The organism is Methanohalophilus portucalensis (assembly GCF_002761295.1).
Taxonomy (GTDB): Archaea; Halobacteriota; Methanosarcinia; order Methanosarcinales; family Methanosarcinaceae; genus Methanohalophilus; species Methanohalophilus portucalensis.
On the sequence record NZ_CP017881.1, the window covers coordinates 629,711 to 649,902 of the forward strand.

The following is a 20,192-nucleotide window of genomic DNA, read 5'->3' on the forward strand; positions in this document are numbered from 1 at the left end:
CATTTATTGAGCAAAAAATATACCTTTAATTCTCTGGAAAAAACCCTTTTTAGGCTGCGAACCTGTTTCATCCAGATATGTCGGGGAAATTTCAATACCTGCCATTTGGGCTGCTATTCTTTTCAAACTCAATGATGCAGCTGATGTTGGATAATTGCAAACGACGGGTTTTTGCAGGGAAAGAGATTTTTGAATTGCAATATCAGCAGGTATTTCCCCTATTATGTCCACCCCACTCGATTCATTAATTTTCTCTCTCAAATTCTGACTAAGTCCATTTTCAATACGGTTAACTACAACACCGCTTATTGGTACATCATAACCTCGGGCTATTGTTGCCGTTTTAAGGGAGTCTGTTTTTGAAGTGATCTCCGGATTCATTATCACCATAACATAATGTGAGAGTTTGAGAGGGATTATTATATTTGGATTGATTCCGGATGGTGTGTCCATTATTATAAAATCAAATTCCCTGTTCAACTGGTCAAGCACCGTTTCAAGCATCTTGATATTAGCTTTCTGATAGCCTTTAATTGTGTATCCGGCAGGAAGTATTTTAACACCGTAGGGCCCCTCATAAATTGCCTCTCTTACATCAACATCTCCTGCAAGCACATCATGCAGGGTTTTGTTTATATTTAAGCTGAAGAACAATCCCACATTTGCCATACCAAGGTCGGTATCAATAATTAGCACTCTTTTCCCCATCCCTGCAAGAGCTGTGGCTACATTGGCAGAAACAGTAGTCTTTCCAGTTCCCCCCTTTCCAGAGGCAAATGTATAAATCGAAGCCACTTTATTACCCAATAAATATTATATTTATTTATTATATATTAAGATTTGTTTTCCTGCAGAAGTTTATATAGCTTTTTCGATATACGACTCCATTAAGATTTGCCTTTGAATAAGCATAAATGAAAAGTAGATAACTTGATTAAACAAATCCTTTTGAAAACTTAAATAAGTTATCAATGTAATATAGTACAAAACTCATATAAGGTGTAAAAATGGAACTTAAAGTCCAGCCAATCGATATTAAAGTCGGAAAATACAAAATCATACTTAATTCCATAGATGCTAAAGAACTGGGTGTTTATGAAGGAGATCGGGTTCGTGTAACAGGACATGTTACAGTTACAGCAATTGTGGATTTTACAGAAGATATGATATCTCCTGGAATGATCGGACTGTATCACGAAGTTAAAGAACAGCTTCAGAGGGAGTGGACCGAAATTGTAGAGGTCGAACCTGCAGAGAAACCCAAATCTGCACGATTGATCCGCAAAAACATGGATGGGGAAAAACTTGTTCAGGAAGAGATATATGGCCTTGTCAAAGATATTGTGGAAGAGAACTTGAGTGAAATCGAACTAGCTGCTTTCCTGACATCCACTTATATAAATGATATGACGGATGACGAAACCGAATGGCTTACCCGGGCAATGATAGATACAGGAGAAAAACTTGAATTTGCGAAGGGTCCGATTATGGATAAGCATTCTATCGGAGGAGTGCCGGGTAATAAGATTTCTCTTCTGGTAGTACCTATTGTAGCCGCTAACGGGCTACTTATTCCAAAAACAAGTTCCCGTGCAATTACAGGTGCAGGGGGGACATCTGATCTCATGGAAATTCTTGCACCGGTTGAATTTTCCGCTTCCCAGGTAAAGGAAATGACAGAAAAGGTTGGAGGTGTTCTGGTATGGGGTGGTGCTACCAACATAGCCCCTGCAGATGACAAGCTTATCAAAGTAGAATACCCTCTCTCCATTGATCCACACTGTCAGCTCTTAGCATCAATAATGGCTAAAAAGGGAGCTGTTGGTGCTGAGAACGTGGTTATTGACATACCCACCGGTCCCGGAACCAAGATTGTAAACGTGCAGGAAGGTAGAAAACTTGCTCGTGATCTTATCAATCTGGGTGACCGCCTCGGGATGAATGTGGACTGTGCACTTACCTATGGTGCCTCTCCGATTGGTCGAACTGTGGGACCAGCACTTGAAGTACGAGAGGCTCTCAAGGTGCTGGAAACAGGCGAAGGACCTAACAGTCTGATCGAAAAAAGTATGGTTCTTGCAGGAATGCTGCTTGAGATGGGTGGAGTGGCTGCCCGTGGCCAGGGTAATGAACTTGCCATGGAAACCCTTAAAAATGGCAAAGCTCTTGCCAAATTCCGGGAAATAATAGAAGTACAGGGCGGCAATCCCGATGTGACTTACAAGGATATTATTGCTGGTGAGCATACAGCTGAGATAACCGCACCTGCAAATGGATATGTACTTGAATTCAAGAATAAGAGAGTGGTGCAGATTGCACGGCTTGCCGGTGCACCCAATGATAAGGGAGCGGGTGTGCTGATTCATAAGAAACAGGGAGAACCGGTCAAAAAAGGTGAACCCGTTCTTACCATTCATGCAGAAAAGAAAAATAAACTGGAAACAGCTCTGCAGAATGCCCAAAGAGATTCCCCTATAGTGGTTGAAGGTATGCTACTTGAACGAGTACAATCCTTTAAGGAAGTGTAAAGCGGCCATTACGCTTTAATACCCTTTTTCCTATTTTTGCCCATGAAAAGAATTGTCATACTGCGTCTGGGACACAGGCCTCAAAGAGATAAACGTATCACAACCCACGTGGCTCTTACAGCAAGGGCTTTCGGTGCTGAAGGGATACTCCTTGCAAGTAACGATCCCTCTATTACCCGGAGCGTGACCCAGATGTGCCAACGCTGGGGAGGAGAATTTTATATCCGTAATGATGTAAAATGGAAGACCGAGATTAAAAAATGGAAATCAGAAGGCGGGAAAGTTTGCCATCTTTCAATGTATGGTATCAATCTTCCAGATGCCGTTGCGTCTATGCAGGAATGTGAAAAACTCATGATCGTTGTCGGGGCGGAAAAAGTCCCTTTTGAGGTCTATGAACTGGCTGACTGGAATGTTGCTGTGGGTAACCAGCCCCATTCAGAAGTGGCCGCTGTAGCCGTTACTCTGGACAGGATTGCAGAAGATGAGCCCTTGAAGAATGAATTTAAAGATGCACAACTTCATGTTGTACCAATGGATCGCGGGAAGAAAGTAATCGAAAATTCCTGATTCAGTCTTCCTTTTTGTCCTTCACCTCGACACCCCTGTATATCTTATTGCGCTCGTATCCACCAAATCCCCGGTGTTTGCGATCCCTTTTTCTGGATGATTCTGCAAGCATGTCTTCCAGTTCTTCATCCGATATTTCATCTGAATCTATATTCTCACCTCAGGAAGTGCGTATCAGGGGATTGTGGTCAATAAATTCGGTGTCGATACCCAGGTCATTTTCCAAACGGGTTGCAAGGGCTTGCATTGCAGGATTTTCGGTGGCATAATGGGTTGCATCCACCAGCAGCATATCCGCAAAATTGCGGATCACATCATGTTTAAGTTCGGAGGATACATAGGCATCGACATCCATTGAATTCGCGATATCAAGGAATGGTCCTTTAAATCCACTTCCACCGAAGACCATAACTTTGGAAATTATTTCTTTTTCACCGACATATTGTACATGGGTGTTCAGGGACTTGCACACGTGATTGATGAAAACATCCTTCGAGACAGGATCCATTTCTCCTATACATCCCATGTCCAGTTTCTCAATATTTTTAAGACCCAGCTTTTCAGCAAGGATGTCATTCACTCCTCCTTCTGCGCGGTCATAGTTGGTATGCATTGCATAGAGGGAAATATTGTTATCCAGCGCGATCTTCAGGCGTTTTGCCAGGTTGCAGGATATTGAATTTATCGAATGGAATAATAAAGTATGGTGTGTAATTAGCAGGTCTGCTCCGATATCTGCTGCCCGGTTTAGTGTGTATTCGGTAGGATCCAGGGCCACAGCTATTCGATGAACTTCATTTTTCAGGTCCAGCGTCAATCCAATCCTGCCTTCATCAAATTCTTCTGCCAGTTCTGGAGGTGCAATTACCTCCAATTTTCTTACAATTTCTGAAAGGTTCATATTTCTGAAATTAATTTGTCCCAATATCAAACTGTCGGGTTTTAAATCGATAGCTTTTTATTGATATGTACACATGTACATAACGCATAGGAAATAGCCGATTGTCTCTGTCGGAAAAAACACTGGCCGAATAGATTTTACTTCTCTTAAAAATCGTTACATGCATCATTTATCGGTAGTCTCCAAACCTTTCTGTCTATTCGGAAAGTGTTATTCTATGCGCTAGGCAAAATGAGGGATGTCCAGGAATTTCTATACACTTAGGATTTGAAATGCTGGCGTAAATTAAAGGTTGGTTTAGTATGATAGAGTATTTTGAACATTACTTGCAGGAAGACTGTCCTTACGGGGATGAAACCACAGAATTGCTTCAGATAAATGGTGAAGGTACCCTGAACATTCTGTCACGGGATGAGGGAATTGGAGCATGTGCGGATGATCTGGAACAATTCTACAAAAGTAAAGGACTGGATGTGACCTACAGAGTTGAGAACGGTGAATATTTTGAAGGAGGAGCTGTAATATTCTCTGCACAAGGAAACCTCAGAAAATTGTTCAAACTCTGGCGTATCTCCCAGACTTTCCTTTCAATAGTATGTGCGATTGCAACGCGGACTCACAATTTCGTAGAAGCTGCAAGAAAAGAAAATCCCGATATTATGATCGCCACAAGTCGCAAAACCCATCCGGGATTCAGAAAATATGAATTAAAGGCAGTAAAGGTAGCTGGCGGAACACACCACCGTAATTCTTTGAGTGATTCCATTCTTGTGACACAGAATCATCTGGATGTAGCAGATTCTTTTGAGAATCTCAAGGCAGTGAAAAAAATAGAAATAGAACCACGTGATAATGATGAAGCACTCAAATACGCTGAAATTGCCGATGTCCTGTTACTTGATCATTATTCTCCCGAAGAGATGGCTATTATTGTTAACAAACTTAAAACAATAAATCCGGGACTTGAGATTGCTGTGGGTGGTATTAAGTCGGATGAGATTCCACAATATGCTCCTTATGTGGATATTATTGTCTCCACTGCACCTTATTATGCTCAGCCTCTTGATCTGACCACCAGAATTGAAAGAATGTAAGGTGTTCCGATGGATGATACACTAACCAGATTGATTGACAGGCTTGCTAAAGAAAATGCTGATACTTTTCCTGAAAGCATTGTAGATGAAATATCTCTGGGAGTGGTTTACAGTGGTGCCAGAATTGGTATCCACGGCGGTGTTGCTGCAACTCAGATTCCTCAATCAGCCCACTGTGAGACCCTTCCATCCGCAGGTAAAATTCATAATAATCCTTTGCCACGGGTTCTTGAGATGGGTAAATCATCCAATTCCCTAAAAAGAACAGCGGCGACCAGTGCACTCAATGCTTTCATCAAAAAGACCGGGGAAGAGATTTCTTCTTACGAATCGTCAGATACCAGTGTATTGGATATTATAAAAAATAATGATAGTGTAGCAATGGTGGGCCATTTTGCCCCCATGATTCCCGGTATATTAAAAAAAGCCTCAACCCTTTATGTGGCGGAAAAAAGGCCAATAAAAGATGAAAGGATAACCATTGTACCTGAGGAAGAGCTGAAAGAAACAATAGCATCATCAGATGTTGCTATTATCACAGGTACCACTCTTTTGAACAACTCCCTTGATCCTCTGATGGAATCAATAAGCCAGGCATCTAACTCGATTCTGCTTGGTCCTACTACGCCCCTTTATCCGGACCTTTTCTTTGAACAGGGATTTACTGCTGTAATGGGTACAAGAATCGATGATACGCCAACAATGCTAAGAATAGTTAGCCAGGCTGGCGGGACAAAACAGATTCACAAAAGCTGTGGCACAAAAATATCCTTTGTGCAGTAAATATCAGATTAAGCGCTCAGAATTAGAATAAATATAGAGATTGGGCCTGCGTGCAAATCCCACAAGTGTCATATTATTTTCCATGGCATGTTTGATTCCCTGATCCATTGGTGCAGCTTTACTCACCATAAGGGGAATTCTGGCATTGACACCTTTTCCCACCATTGTAACGGACAACCTGCCAGAAGTTGCCATTATGCAATCATTAAGTTTGACACCTTCAAGTGCAGCTTTGCCGATTGCTTTATCAACTGCTGATGCCCGGCTGACATCCTCACAAAATGTGAGTATTTCTCCTTCAGAGGTCGCGATTACAGTCGAATGGGCACCACCGGTACGCCTCCAGATTTTGCCCTTTTCAAAAATATGGTCGATAAGATCGAACAGGGTACTGCTTTTGACCCTCATTTCAGGGTTAGGAGTGGTCTTATCTAAGGATAATGGTTTTGTTTTGCAGAACAACTTATTTTTATCTATTACGATAGAAGTTATCTGGTTAACGTTTGCAATGTGGCCTTCACATAGGAGGTGGCCGGCAGCCATTTCCTTAAGTTGTCGGGGGCTTGCCAAAAAAGAAGATATGAAGTTGCCATTGAGGAATACCTCATACATTTTCTCAATAACAACATCTACATTGATTTTTTTTGGAGAAGCATCTCCTTTCACTTCGATACACTGGACGGGAATGTAAGGAGCGGTAGTATCCCGCTCCTCCTCTTTCCACGTAATCTCTGTATCCGGTTTCTTATCGAAGTGCCAGTCTGCTTTACTCATGCTTAACTCTTCATTTCCTTTATCTTCGCAAAGAGCTGCTTGAGGGTATCCTCATTGCTTTCTGTGAAGTCAAAGGGAGAGGAAGTAAAGGGTTTGAAATAGACAGACACGTTGTCCAGCCTGTAGAATGTACCGTCACATTCCATTGCATCAATTACACCAGGCAGTATTACATCAGCTGCAGTTGGTGTTGGACCTGGAGCAATGTCTATGCATACCATTGGAATTTCTGTGAGATAAGATGCACAGTCTGCCGGAGTATGTGCTATAAGGTCGGCACCTACAACCATTGCCGCATCCGTGTCCTTTTCCCTGAGAATATCCACACAGGTGGTCTCACCAGGGTTGTATCTGGGGTAGCCGCGTGTGAAATCAAGACCGAATGGATACCCATAGAGATAGGATGCAAGCATATTGAATCCTGCAACATTGCAGTGACCACGAAGGGCACCAATACTGGCTTTCGTTCCGTGGTTGTTGTTCAACTCTTTTATGACGTTAAGTGCCATTTCGATGTTACGGTGTTTACCATATGATGAACTGACACCCAGACCAACAGAGAAACTGGCAAAGTTGGCATCGAGAATCATGTCCACCATTTCCTCCATGATGGAAATTGGTACACCGGTGACTTTTTCAACAGAGTGGTGAGGCTCTTTTCCGTTAAGGATTGTCAAAAGAGCATTGAACAATTCATAATCACTGTTGGGATTGAGCTGGACATGAAGGTCTGAAGCATCGGCGGTCGGTGTCCTTCTTGGATCCACAGTAATAACTTTCCTGTCGAAACGTCCTCTCTTGGTCCAGTAACCTCTGGGGAAAATACCATACTTGGACATATGCCTGGGCATAGATTCCAGCGGGTTGGTACCCCAGTAGATGTTTACGTCACTGCGGTTCTTTTTGGTACCCGCAGTTGCTGCAGCACATCCTGCTTCCTGGATACCCATTACAGTTGGGCCGTGACAGATTGTCGCATTGGAATCTACTGTTCCACCAAGATATTCGCCTATATGCAGACCTACTTCCTGTGCTTCACAGGAGGTTTCACTTCCCATAAAGAGCATGGGTTTTTTAGAAGCGGAGAGGATTTCTGCAGCCTTTGTAAGGGCTTCCTCCCAGCTGACTTCCACGAATTCCCCATCCTTTTTGATCATGGGCTTTTTGATACGGTGATCACTCACTATTTCCTGGAACTTTGCATTACCCATCTTACATGCGTTCTTGACAGTGATGCTGTTATCTTTCAGTTCAACCTGTACATCATCACAAGAAGCACCACAGACGGGACAGAATATGTTCTTGAACATTTCACTTACCTCCTGCATATACTTTCAATACAATATCCTTGGCTGTGAGAACCTCCTCGTCAGTGGGCTCTATATCTACAGGACTTCCCTTGTAAATCGGTGATCCTGTGGAGAAGGTGTGTGGGTCGATTACCACATTGGACCAGATAGCACGGGGCATGAATATGTTACCGCACATTACCCTGTCAGTGCATCTTGTGTATACAGCTACGGTATGTTTACCATCCATGCTGGTTACTTTAACCTTTTCAGGACAACCCAGTTCTTCAAAATCCAAGGGAGAGATCCAGCACAGGGCACATTCCTTCATGTAACCTTCGGAATATTTTTCGCCACCCTTGGCAAATTGTCCTTCGTAAATTGTACTTCCGGTATTTAGTAATGCTTTCATAATATCACCTCAGAGCTCCAGGTTTGCTTCCTTGCCAGCATACAGGACCCCTTTTGGTTTTTTGGATATGGCAAAGTCACCTGTGAATTTTTTGAATACTCCGCCACATTCGATGTCTTCGAAACAGAGATCATATTGCTCGTCTTCATACTGCATACCGGGAGTGAAATTGGTAATATGGCCTTCGACCACAATTGTTCCACCGCTCATTTCGGCACCAATTGCACGTATAGCATTTCCTCTGATGACAATAAGACCGCCAGACTGGCGTATACCACAGAAATTTTCGGCACTACCGTTAACAATGATCTCGCCGCCTGTTAATCCTCCGCCGATCTGGCTCTGGGCATTTCCGTCAACAACGATACGCCCTCCGGTCATTCCTTTCCAGCTGCCGCGGTAGGCACATCCCAGGTGATCGACTGTGTTGCCCTTTACATGGAGCAAACCGCCTTTCATCTCGGTTCCTGCCCAGGAATCTGCATCCCCTTCCACGACAATTTCGCCGCCTTTCATCTCAGCTCCGACTTTCAGGCCGGTGGAACCCTGTATAGTGATCTTGCCGGCGGTCATTTCCGCTCCGATCATTTTCACACGGGCTACATCCCCTTTGATCACAATGGAAGTCTCTTCAGCAGAGCTTCCGCCCTGACCTTTCACATCAAAGAAGTTCTTTAAAGGTAGTTGGTCCGGTCCCTGCCAGACAATCAACTGCTCAATTTCTTCCTTGCTCTTGCCTGCAAACTCATCTGGTTTGATTACATCGGCTTCGATCTTAATATCAATTTCAGTGTTTGGTGTAAGTACTACCTCTGTCATGACATCACTTCTCCATGTTTACGTTGATGGGGGTTGGGTTGACGAGGTATTTCTCAGGTGTCGGATAGTTCTCGAAACCAAGGGTGTAGTATCTGAACCAATCCTTCACGTCCTCAAGCATCTTCTTTTCCTCGTTTGCATCGACCTTTATGTCACTGTAGTAGGTCCTTCTTTCGGGAATCGACATTATCTCGCCGTTATGGGCTGCAATTTCTCCGCCCTTGATGGTATAATCGGCATACCTGAATTTGGTGAGCAGATCATTGTAGTTGGCTGTAACGTCCAACCTGGTTGGATCGATATCATAAATGGTTACATCACCATCTGCTCCCACAGCAAGACTTCCTTTCCTGTGTGCCATACCATTGGTCTTTGCAGGAGTGGCACGGGTAATGGTTGCAATGTCATAGAGAGACAGTTCACGGCTGACACCGCCGAGTGTACTTCTGTCGTTTGCCCACTTGTGAACTTCGCTGAATGTCTCATTCCTGTAAGCCTCTGACATCAACCAGGTCATGACATTCGGATATTTGGTGAATGGTCCACCGTTAGGATTATCGGTTGTCATGATGGTCTTCCATGGATCATCGATCAGAAGCAGTGATTCAAGTCCCATTGCCCACTGGACACTGTGTACGGGGTTGCTCTTAAGATATGTGAACGGGCATACACCGGAACCACATTCAAGCTCTACATCACAGTTGGACCATTTACCGCCTGTAAGGACTGCGATATCATGAATAGACGGACCGTCACCGGTCATACATGTGGCTTCACCGAAAGGTACGCTACCACTGTCAATTACCACATGATCCTGACTGTTGACATAATCTGTAATATCCTTTACACCGGATTCAAAGTCTCTCCAGGATGTTCCGCCAAAAGCATTGAATTGCAAGTGGGTCAGGTAGATGGATTTATCCTTTGTAGGATCGATCTTTGTTTCTGCCCATTCGACTCCCATGTCCTGATTGGGTTTGACTTTTGATGGAATCGTAAGGGATTCCTTTGTTGTTTCATAACATCCCGGGTGACCCAGATTGTTGGCGTGCAGGTGTACTGGCATAGGGATACCGAGCATTTCATTGACTTCGGTAAGTCCTTCGATGATTTCCCTTGGTGTAATCTCAAAGTGGATGTTTGTCTCATCCAGGGATTCGACATTCTTTCCCCATCCCCAGTTCTCCACACCGGCAGGGTTCACACATTTTATACCATAGGTCTTGTGTGTCCTCATCATCCAGGCCACATATGCAGCAGCTTTGTCAATGTCGCCTTCCTTGAGATAGCGCATCATGAACCAGTTGTTACCAAGAACAAGGTATCCTCCCATGTCCAGCATTGGGATAGAATGCATCTCTTCATGGGTATGACGTGCTTCCAGAGGCGGGACTGCAGCTTCAAAAGCTGTTGTATATCCCATCTGGGCATACTCATATCCTTCAAGATATACGGAAGGAACCGTTTCCCCGGTTCCGCCATGGGTTATTGAGGTCTTTGGACGATTCCACTTGTAACTGTCCTCTGGCCGCATCAGACGACCGGAGTTTACTTTGGCACCCGCAATATGGGTGTGTGAATCTACACCACCTGGCATTACAGTTTTACCAGTGGCATCAACGACCTTTGCGTCTTTCATTTCCGCATCAGATAATTCAGGGACAACTTTTCCGTCCTTGATATAGATGTCCATGATATCCCCATTTATCTCATTGAGGGGATCAAAAACATGTCCATTTTTTATTGCAATAGTAGCTGCCATATTATTCCACCTCTTTCTTCTCCAGCCATATAGCGTTTGTCGGGCAGATCATGGCACATGCGCCACAGGAGCCACAAACGTCCTGATCAACTACATTAACTGCTCCGTTCTCGACTTCCAGCAATGCTTTCTCATCCATGTTATTGAGGTGCCCTGCAGCAAGTTCCTTGTTTGCATAAGCGTTCACAGGACAGACAATTACACAGTTTCCGCAGCCAAGACAGTCATATTTGTCGGTTACAAGTTTGGAAGTAAGTGTTGGCTTGACGGAAGGTTTGTCGAGGAGTTTTTTCTCGAATACTTTCTTCTTTTCCATTTCAGCTGCAATTGCAGTTTTCTTGACATCAATTGCCTGTACTGGGCAGGAAACTGCGCATGCTCCACAGTAGATACATGCATCAGGTCTCTGGGCCACTTTGTCAACACGTTCCCCGGCTTCCCAGTCCGGATTGAATAATGCATTGCAGGGGCATACATCAACACAGGTACGGCATGCTTGACAGATATCCTCATCCCTGAACCAGGTTCCTTCAAATGGTTTCTCCACTTCTATGGCATCAACCGGACAAACGGATTCACACCATCCACAATGCACGCAGCATTCCTGGTTGATTGTTGTTGTACCATCGATTTTTGCTTCATTATCGTTGGAGAGCCACTGATCCACTTCAATGCAACCCTGTGGACATACCTGTTCACAAAGTCCGCAGTGTACACAATCATCATTGACAGTGGTTGGTTTAATAGCATTTATGAGGAAGGTTTTTTCCTCTACTGGCTTTCCGTCTTCTCTCATTTCAAGAGCGCCTGTAGGACAAACTTTGGAACACATTCCACATGTTATACATGTGTTCGGTCTGATCTCCAGGAACTCTTTGTCGATGAGTCCTCTGGCAACCGGTCCGACTGAACCGATGACCAGTGTCTCTTTTGGACACACCATGACACAAGTTCCACAGCCGATACACTTCTCAGGAATGTATACCACCTGTTTGTTGTCCTTTGTCGATATCACTGTTTCATTCATATTGTAGTCTCCGTTTGGCTATCGTTACATGCATCACAAAGAACTTCATTGTTTCTTTGAATAAAACTTTCATTACATTTCTGGCATAATTTTATTGTCTTTTTCTTTTTTACCGGCACATCTATATCTACCATTTCATAGGAATAGACATTCTCACCGGCTTCAAGAAGCACAGGAACAACTTCTTCGTGGCGAAGTTTCTTTGTGTTCATATACCAGGCATGTAATTTAGGGTAATCTTTAGTCTTCTCCGGGTCGAGATATATTCTTACTCCCTTAACAGAAGCAATTCCCGATGGAGCTTGTTTGTTCACAGTTACAGCCATTTTACCTGTGTCGTGAACTCTCAAACGTTTATTGCCTGTAGTGGAACCTTCGAGTATCTGAAAAGGGTCCGGTATACAATTATACGTTTCACTTAGGGCGTATATCCTTTCCCCTTCCTTAACATCAAGTACCCTTTTTGCAATATTTAGCATGTGGATTCCTATTAAAGCACCACTGCTCAAAAAACCGTGGAATGGAACGACCTTTTCAACCTGTGAAAATAGTTCTGGATTTTCCACTTTTATCTTTTCTTGGATCTCATCCATAGTTTCCATATAAAAACCTCTAATAAAGAAGGCCGGTGAGATGCTTATAAGCTTCCGGATGCCTAAAGAACATAGCGATGAAAATTATATATAATTATCGATGTGCATCAACCCTGCAGACGTACCAAAAAAGAGGCTATGCAGCCTTGCTAAAGGCTGCAATAACTATCTGCAAAGAAGATCAGATCTCCATCCTTTTATTCTAATGGGATGGAATTATCTTCAGCCAGGCTCTTTGAAAGCTGGTTTAGCACATTTTCCATCTGATCTATTTCTTCCCCATAGCCGGTCCAATTGCCTTCCTTCAGATATTCCTGGGCCTGATTGTAATGGTCCAATGCTTTTTGTGCAAGTTGCCGGGAGGTTTGGGATACTTCCGGTTGATCGGTTTCTTCTTCCCTGTCAACACGACCTTCAACCAGCATTTGAAGGGATTCCCTCAGATTCTCTCCCATGACAACTTTTTGTCCTGAAGAAACAACGACTCTTCTGAGTTCCGGTATTTCAGACTGTTCAGCACTTATGAACAGGGGTTCTGAATACAATATCGAGTTACCGATTGGAACTACAAGCAGATTTCCCCTGATTACACGGGAACCACTTTGACCCCAGAGGGTCAGTTGCTGAGAAATATCAGGATCCTGATCGATTCTGGATTCAATTTGGGTAGGTCCATAGACAAGTTCTCCCTTTGGCAATTCGTAATGCTTGAGTTGTCCATAGTTTGGGTTATCGCATCTGGCTGCAATCCAGGCAATCATATTCTCTCTGTTACGGGGTGTAAACGGTTGCAGCAACACATATTCCAATCCACCATTATCGGGTAATCTGGTGATCATGTAATAGGGTTCCATCTCAATGCTGCTTCCCCTGTAAACTTCCCTTGGTATTTCCCAGGCATCCTCTTTATTGTAGAATTCTTGGGCAGATTTCATGTGGTAATTTTCGTATAAGTCCATCTGGACCTTAAAGAAATTCTTGGGATAGCGGATATGTTTTTGCAGGCCTTCCGGCATTTCATCAAATGACTTAAACAAATCCGGGAATATCTTAGAGTAGGTATTCACTACCGGTTCATCCTCTGTCACATAGAAATCAACCGTTCCATCATAGGCATCTACAACAACTTTCACTGAATTACTGATGTAATTAATACCGTTAAACTGCACTCCATAATAGGTTTCAGAATAAGGATACTTGTTAGCCGTAGTGTAAGCATCCATTATCCAGTAGATCTTACCTTCATGGATTACCGGATACGGATCAGTGTCATATTCAAGGAAAGGTGCTATTTCCTGTGCCCTGTCCTCGATCTGTTGACGGTACAACAAGCGGGATTCATCATCGATATACTGGCTCAGGACAAAATTCGGTTCACTAAAGGTATATGCGAATATCAGCTGCTTTACAAATGAATCCAGTAGTATTCCACTTTTACCTTCATATTGTGTAAATACATTCTGCCCTTGTTTTGGATAATCAAATTCATCCTTTCCGGTATTTACTATATTGTAATCCCTGTTGATTTCCCCGTAATATATCCGTGCATTATCAACTTCAAATTCTCCTTGTGGAGGTATATCCTGTAAGACAAATTCAGGTCTGCCATCTTCGGTCTTTGTACTGACCGGATTCATAACCATCCCGTAACCATGGGTATATACCAATTTTTCATTGACCCATGTCTTGGCTTCAGGGGCTAGTCGAGAGGTATCCAGTTCCCTGGCCGATATCATATACTGCTTGTACCCGTCGTCCGTATGATAGCGGTCTGTATCAACATCGTTGAAAGTATAATAGGTTCGGATCTGCTGAAGCTGTTTATAGGTCTGCTCCAGGGCACGCCGGTCCCATATCCTTATATTATCAATTACCTCTGAATTGTTTTCCAGCTCTGATGAAGTCAAATCCAAATTGGCTTCGAATGGCTTTTCTTCAACATCAGAAAGTCCGTAAGCGGCTCTAGTATATTCAATATTGTATTGCAGATAGGGTTCTTCAAGCTGGATTTCAGTAGGTTCTACCTTGAATTGCTGATAAATCCCCGGTACAAAGGAACTGGCCACTATAAATAGTGCTATAAGGGCTATAGCCACAAAAGGTATTTTTATGTTTTTCAGCTTTACGTTGGCCAGTAAAGCAATTGAGGTCAGCACTGACAATATAGTCAGGATGGTGAAAATCGGCAAGCTTACATTTACATCGGTATAACCGGCGCCTGCGACAACCCCCTGCTGGGAGAATAATATTTCATATCTTTCAAGGAAAAATCCAAAAGCAATTAGTGCAAACAGGAATGCAAGTATTGCAGAAATATGGACAAGAACTTTTGTAGGCAATTTATCCATTATTTCTTTTAAATCAATCGACTGATTCAAAAAATAAGGTTCTTCAGAATCTTCTATTTCAATTCTATCGGAGCTGAATAAAGGTTCAAGCCTGTAAAAATAAAGAGCCAGTACCAGTATCAGAGAAAGAATTGTCAGGCCGAGGAACACACCTCTTATCATATGAAGGAAAGGTAACTGGAATACGTAAAACCCAATATCATTCATAAGAATGGGGTCTTCTAATCCGAAAGATGTACTGTTAAAATATAACAGTATAGTTTTCCAGTTTCCACTGAATATGAGACCAAAGATAAATGATACAGCCACAATTGACACTAGGATTATCTGGGAATCCACTTTTTCTGATGTAATGTTCTTCTCTGTAAGGATCTTATCAATTGAGTCTCTTGCAAATTTTGCATTTATATAAAGGAATAAGAATGCAATAATAAAACCAGGAATTATTGCAATTAATTTCCATTGTAATATTGTTGTAAATACGGATGTGTATCCTACCATATCAAACCATAGGTAATCCGTGTAAATTCCTACAAGGGGACCTATCCCCACAAATAATGCCAGAATTAACAGGAATATAATTTTCATATCTTTCATAATAAACCCCATGAGTAACCTGACTCATATAAAAGTCTCATATAGAGAAGAAGTTGCATGTTTATAAACCTTTTTTCCCACATGATTGGGATAATTATATGAATATTGGTACATTTAACCAATACACAAAGTAAATATAATCTGCCTTATATACATTCCCTTTAATAAAGAGGTATATTCATGTATTCAAGACTTTTCTTATCCCTCCTGTTAATATGTGCTATGGCCACCACAGCATCTGCTTATACACTTGATGACGTCGAGTGGGACAAAAGTATAGATTCCGCAACCCTTCATTGGGGAGATTCCGTGGAGGATAATGGTTATACTATTACTGCTGAGGATTTTCAAAAGGATGAACACGTCTATATCAGCATATCAAAAAATGGCCAAACCTTGAAACATGGAGCATTGCTTGTTGGCGATAATCTTGAATACAGGGATACTGAAGAAGGAAAAGACATCCGGGTTCATGTGAATGAAGTTAAGGTTAATATTGATGATTGGACTGGAAATATGGAAGATCCTACCGCTGAAATTAGGACCTATAATCGAGGGGAGCCTGAGTTTGACATTAGTATCGAAACAGACAGGGATGAATACGACCCCCGTATAACTTCCGAAACCGAAATGGAAGTCACATTGAAAATCAAAAATGATGGTTCAGCCAAAGCTGAAGATGTTCAGCTTTCTATAGACCCAGCAGGAATGGATGTTGTTGGAGGCGACCTTACAGAAACCATATCTTCGCTTGAGATCGATGAGACTACAGAGGAATACAAATTAACCCTAAATGTTCCTCATCTGTGGGAGGAAACGGATTTGGATATTGTTGCTACAGTAGAAGGATATGATATCAACGGGGATTTGCATGAAAATGAAGAGATCGAAACTGTAACAATCGCTCCCAAGGTTGAATTGATATTAACCAAATCCGTTTCAGAAGAACTTTATATGGATGAAACAGGCAGATTTTCGGTTTCAATACGCAACAATGGTCTTTATCATGTGAGTGATATTACTGTAGAAGATGGAATCTTCGATCATATGGAACTGCTTGATGATGTAGCTCTTAATAAGAAAATTTCTCTTGAGGCAGGAGAAACCATTAAACTTTTTGAATACTCAATGAAACCCACCAAATCAGGAGAATTCAAAGCGCCTGCTACAGTTGCTTCTTTCAAAGCATCTAATGGGGAAATCTACGAATATGAATCCAACCAACCTGAAATTCAGATTGATGGTCCAGTAATAACAGTCACGCAGAGAACGGCGAGTTCAACGATCAGACCTTCAGATGAGGTGAAAGTTATCGTTAAGGTAAGCAATAAAGGCAACAAGGATGCGAGTGTGAATGCAGTATCTGAAATACCTGATGATGTTACCTTTGTAAGAGGAGAAACCAGTCTGGACCAGGTTATTCCAAAAGGTAAATCAAAAAGTTACAATTATATAATTCGTGCAGGAAATGAGGGTAATTTCACAGTGCCAGCTGTTAGAGCTTCTTTTATTGATATGGAAAATTACAAAGGAGAAAGGGTCTCCAATATCCTGCAATTTAATGTCACCAATACTTCAACTCAGGATGCAGCAACTGATGAGTCAAACGAGGCTGATTCACAAACATCCGGTGGTGGTGGAGACGATAATAGTATTTTCAGTGATGACGAATCAAATGGCGGTTCCGGTGAAACAAATGAAAACAACAAAGTCCAACCCGGATTTGGTGCATTGATGGTAATTTTTGTATTGGCAGGAATATACGTATTTGGGATAAAGCGGTAATTGAGGAAATAGTATGAAGCGCAACCTCACATCCTTGCCTTTCAGGATTTTTCTTTTTTTTCTGGTAATCTTTTTTGCAGCAAATATAACTGTAATGGCAGTTTCTGCAGCGGATATCGATTGGAAAGACCCGGAAGAATATACTCTCGATTGGGGTGAAGAGGTTAATGTTAGTGGTTATACAATAAAAGCAGTTGACTTTTCGAAATCTTCCCCTACGGATGTCGAGGACGATTTTGTTATGTTATCTGTAAGATCAAATAAGTCCGATAGCTGGACTGCTGTTTTGGGTACGAACCAATCATTTTATTCTCCGACAAAGGTTTTTAATGATCTTGTAAAAATAAATGCTTCCAAAATTGTAACCGGCAGTGATATCCCGATTCCTTATACTGTAATAAATGTATCAATTTCAAACGAAACTAAAACCTCTACTTCCTGGATAAATGACTCTGTTTCATTTTCCAGGATTACTGTTAATGAAATATATATTGACCAAAAAGCACATGTTACCGTTAAGGTCTCAAATCTTAAAGGCATTCATTTTGAAAAAATATCCATAAATACTTCTCTTCCTGATGGTCTCATAGTTGATCCTGATCAGGATCTTGATTTTAAAGGTTCACTACCCCCTCGCAAAGATAAGACATTTCATTATTCTGTACGGGCAATCAAGCCAGGAAATTATACCCTGAATCCTGTTCATTTAAATCTGACTTATCTTGGTATTGATTATCATCTAAAGACAAATGATAGTAATCTGGTAGTCCATGGTCCTTTCATCAATATCAGTAAAAACTATTCGTTAAAAGCAGAAGATGACACTTATTTTATAGATGTCAGTACAATAACTACAAACGAAGGGGATCGTGCTGCATATGTTAAATTTGAAGATCGAATGCCATCTGAAGCCAAAATAATCGGGAAAGATAAAGGTAAATCGGGTGTTTTATACCCTGATCAGTCGTTTACTATAAATAGTTCTTTAAAGGTGGAGGAAAAAGGAAACCTGGTACTCCCTGCCAGTTTTGCATCATTTTCAGATTCTTCTGGTTACAGTGGCTCTGTATCATCGGGAAATATTCTCATTCCCCTTGCCACCTTTAATGAAGCTGTCGAAAAAGCAAAATCAAAAGAGCCTCTTGAAATAAATGAATCGGTAAAACCAGATAACGCATCCATCAATGGAACAAATAATAATTCTTCCTTTGGTTCGGTGAGGTCTATAAAAGATTTTGTGAATGTAACAATGGAATTCATATATGATTCCCTCAATTTTTAATAATTGTAGCTATATTGATATGAACAGACATGAAAAAAACTGATACAATTATATTCACACATGGTGATTCGGACGGAGTATGCTCGGGAGCCATAGCCAAAAGTGCATACCCGGATGCCAGGGTCTATTTTACCAGTCCGGTGAGTCTGCATAATAGACTTGATATGGCTGAAGATTATGATAATATCATTATCTGCGATATAGCCGTGGATGAACGCTCATGTGTAAATCTCTACAATAAGATTAATGATATTGCCAGTCGTGCAGATGTCACCTACATTGACCACCATCCTCTTCCAAGGATGTGCTGGGATGAACCCTGGTTTTACCATGACCTGAACACATGTGCCGCAGAACTTACATACAAGGTCTTTAAATCCCGTCTGGAAAGGGATATCCGCAGGATCGCGGTGTATGGTGCCATAGGTGACTATAAGGATAATACACCTGCAATTAAGAAATGGACAAGGGATTGGGATAAAAGAAGTCTCTATTTCCAGGCAGGAACATTGATCCAGGCATTGCAATATGTTGGTAGAAACTATGATTTTAAAAGAGAAATCACTGACCCTCTTTCTACTGATTTGATTCCTTCAGAAATACCCAATCTCATTCCCTATGCAAAAAAAGCATCAAGAATTGAAGAAGAGTTGAGGATACGTGTAAAGGAGTTGGTCCATCCCCTTCATTCGATAGCTTATGTGCTTGATCCTGAAGGTTACCTTTCCAAATCCGCAATCTATGCAGCCTCTTATGGAAGAAAAGGAATAGGGATTGCAGCCGAACACAGGAATAATAAAGCTGCTTATGATCTGAGCTTGCGCTCCCGTAACAGCAGTGTGGATATCAACCTCCTTTTGCGAGATATTGCGCCCCAGTACGGTGGTAGTGGCGGCGGTCACCCAATGGCTGCAGGGGCCCGTATTCCAGAAGAAAAACTTGATGCATTCCTTCAGGAATTTGACCGAAGGGTCAATCTGGCTGAAACAAAGCAGGGAGATCTATGAAGCCTACTGCAGTACCCAAAAACAATGATTTTGAAATTGTATTTGCCGGTCGCTCCAATGTAGGCAAATCCTCTATTGTAAAAGCTCTTTCCGGAAGTAAAGTGAAGGTCGGCAAAAGACCTGGTGTCACCCTGAAACCCACTCATGTGAAGAAAGGAGAATTAGTGATTACCGACCTTCCCGGTTTTGGATTTATGAATGGTGTAAAAGAGCGCAAACAGGATATCGTAAAGGATAAGATCGTACGTTATATAGAAGAGGGAAATCAGCGGATTAACATCGCTGCTATAGTAGTTGATGCAGGTTCTTTTGTTGAGGTTGTGGATCGCTGGGATCAACGGGGCGAGCTTCCCATTGATATAGAAATATTCGATTTTTTTATAGAAATGGATCTTGAACCCCTGATAGTTGTAAATAAAATGGATAAGGTCAAGGAAGAGGATAAAGATGAGGTCCTTGATGCTATTATTGAAAGATTGGGGCTTTTTCCACCATGGAGGCAGTGGATTGACAGGGTAGCACCGATAAGTGCTAAAAAAGGAGATCTGCAAGCCTTAAATTCTATTATAAGGAAGCGCATCCATTCGGCTAAAAGGGATTCCTTGCTAAAATATATCTGAA

General features: G+C 42.0%; 18 protein-coding genes. 8 read left to right on the plus strand and 10 right to left on the minus strand.

Annotated features, from left to right (window positions below):
• Positions 1 to 3: 3 nt before the first annotated feature.
• Complete coding sequence (gene minD, locus BKM01_RS03385; RefSeq protein ID WP_084006292.1) at positions 4 to 807, minus strand: cell division ATPase MinD; 804 nt, start codon at positions 805 to 807, stop codon at positions 4 to 6.
• Between the two features lie 200 nt (positions 808 to 1,007).
• Here minD and BKM01_RS03390 point away from each other — a divergent pair, with 200 nt between their 5' ends.
• Positions 1,008 to 2,528 (plus strand): AMP phosphorylase, encoded by a 1,521-nt coding sequence (locus tag BKM01_RS03390; RefSeq protein ID WP_072359909.1) that lies wholly within the window; start codon positions 1,008 to 1,010, stop codon positions 2,526 to 2,528.
• A gap of 42 nt (positions 2,529 to 2,570) precedes the next feature.
• The gene (locus tag BKM01_RS03395) at positions 2,571 to 3,098 is read left to right on the plus strand and encodes a tRNA (cytidine(56)-2'-O)-methyltransferase (RefSeq protein WP_072360294.1); all 528 of its coding nucleotides are present in this window, start codon (positions 2,571 to 2,573) and stop codon (positions 3,096 to 3,098) included.
• 160 nt (positions 3,099 to 3,258) lie between these two features.
• On the opposite strand, the gene BKM01_RS03400 is transcribed toward BKM01_RS03395, so the two are convergent.
• On the minus strand, positions 3,259 to 3,999 hold the full coding sequence (locus tag BKM01_RS03400) for a Nif3-like dinuclear metal center hexameric protein (protein ID WP_072359907.1): 741 nt from the start codon (positions 3,997 to 3,999) through the stop codon (positions 3,259 to 3,261).
• A 302-nt stretch (positions 4,000 to 4,301) separates the two neighbouring features.
• Between BKM01_RS03400 and BKM01_RS03405 the strand changes: the two genes are divergently transcribed.
• A complete protein-coding gene (locus BKM01_RS03405; protein WP_072359905.1) occupies positions 4,302 to 5,093 on the plus strand; it encodes a beta/alpha barrel domain-containing protein in 792 nt (263 codons plus the stop codon).
• Between the two features lie 9 nt (positions 5,094 to 5,102).
• Positions 5,103 to 5,876 carry a Rossmann-like domain-containing protein gene (locus BKM01_RS03410; protein ID WP_072359903.1) on the plus strand — a complete coding sequence of 258 codons (774 nt, stop codon included), beginning with the start codon at positions 5,103 to 5,105 and terminating at the stop codon, positions 5,874 to 5,876.
• Between the two features lie 3 nt (positions 5,877 to 5,879).
• On the opposite strand, the gene BKM01_RS03415 is transcribed toward BKM01_RS03410, so the two are convergent.
• From BKM01_RS03415 to BKM01_RS03450, 8 genes are all read right to left on the minus strand, one after another.
• Complete coding sequence (locus tag BKM01_RS03415; protein ID WP_072359901.1) at positions 5,880 to 6,650, minus strand: formate dehydrogenase accessory sulfurtransferase FdhD; 771 nt, start codon at positions 6,648 to 6,650, stop codon at positions 5,880 to 5,882.
• A gap of 2 nt (positions 6,651 to 6,652) precedes the next feature.
• Positions 6,653 to 7,960, minus strand: coding sequence for a formylmethanofuran dehydrogenase subunit B (locus tag BKM01_RS03420; protein ID WP_072360292.1), 1,308 nt, complete (start codon positions 7,958 to 7,960; stop codon positions 6,653 to 6,655).
• Between the two features lies 1 nt (position 7,961).
• Entirely contained in the window at positions 7,962 to 8,351 is a 390-nt protein-coding gene (locus BKM01_RS03425; protein WP_072359900.1) for a molybdopterin dinucleotide binding domain-containing protein, read from the minus strand.
• 9 nt (positions 8,352 to 8,360) lie between these two features.
• Positions 8,361 to 9,170 carry a formylmethanofuran dehydrogenase subunit C gene (locus BKM01_RS03430; RefSeq protein WP_072359898.1) on the minus strand — a complete coding sequence of 270 codons (810 nt, stop codon included), beginning with the start codon at positions 9,168 to 9,170 and terminating at the stop codon, positions 8,361 to 8,363.
• A 4-nt stretch (positions 9,171 to 9,174) separates the two neighbouring features.
• On the minus strand, positions 9,175 to 10,932 hold the full coding sequence (locus BKM01_RS03435; RefSeq protein ID WP_072359896.1) for a formylmethanofuran dehydrogenase subunit A: 1,758 nt from the start codon (positions 10,930 to 10,932) through the stop codon (positions 9,175 to 9,177).
• Position 10,933: 1 nt separating this feature from the next.
• Positions 10,934 to 11,959 (minus strand): 4Fe-4S binding protein, encoded by a 1,026-nt coding sequence (locus tag BKM01_RS03440; RefSeq protein ID WP_072359894.1) that lies wholly within the window; start codon positions 11,957 to 11,959, stop codon positions 10,934 to 10,936.
• Positions 11,956 to 12,561, minus strand: a complete 606-nt coding sequence (locus tag BKM01_RS03445) for an FmdE family protein (RefSeq protein ID WP_072359892.1) — start codon at positions 12,559 to 12,561, stop codon at positions 11,956 to 11,958. The genes BKM01_RS03440 and BKM01_RS03445 overlap by 4 nt, the downstream gene beginning before the upstream one ends.
• Positions 12,562 to 12,749: 188 nt before the next feature.
• Positions 12,750 to 15,497 carry a UPF0182 family membrane protein gene (locus tag BKM01_RS03450; protein WP_072359890.1) on the minus strand — a complete coding sequence of 916 codons (2,748 nt, stop codon included), beginning with the start codon at positions 15,495 to 15,497 and terminating at the stop codon, positions 12,750 to 12,752.
• A 180-nt stretch (positions 15,498 to 15,677) separates the two neighbouring features.
• Between BKM01_RS03450 and BKM01_RS03455 the strand changes: the two genes are divergently transcribed.
• The 4 genes from BKM01_RS03455 to engB are packed head-to-tail and all read left to right on the plus strand — an operon-like array spanning position 15,678 to position 20,191.
• Complete coding sequence (locus BKM01_RS03455; RefSeq protein ID WP_072359888.1) at positions 15,678 to 17,282, plus strand: BatD family protein; 1,605 nt, start codon at positions 15,678 to 15,680, stop codon at positions 17,280 to 17,282.
• Between the two features lie 13 nt (positions 17,283 to 17,295).
• Positions 17,296 to 18,564 (plus strand): hypothetical protein, encoded by a 1,269-nt coding sequence (locus BKM01_RS03460; RefSeq protein ID WP_072359886.1) that lies wholly within the window; start codon positions 17,296 to 17,298, stop codon positions 18,562 to 18,564.
• A gap of 29 nt (positions 18,565 to 18,593) precedes the next feature.
• Positions 18,594 to 19,571 (plus strand): single-stranded-DNA-specific exonuclease RecJ, encoded by a 978-nt coding sequence (locus tag BKM01_RS03465; RefSeq protein WP_072359884.1) that lies wholly within the window; start codon positions 18,594 to 18,596, stop codon positions 19,569 to 19,571.
• Positions 19,568 to 20,191, plus strand: coding sequence for a GTP-binding protein EngB (gene engB / locus BKM01_RS03470; protein ID WP_072359882.1), 624 nt, complete (start codon positions 19,568 to 19,570; stop codon positions 20,189 to 20,191). Before BKM01_RS03465 ends, engB begins: the two co-directional genes overlap by 4 nt.
• Position 20,192: the final 1 nt, after the last annotated feature.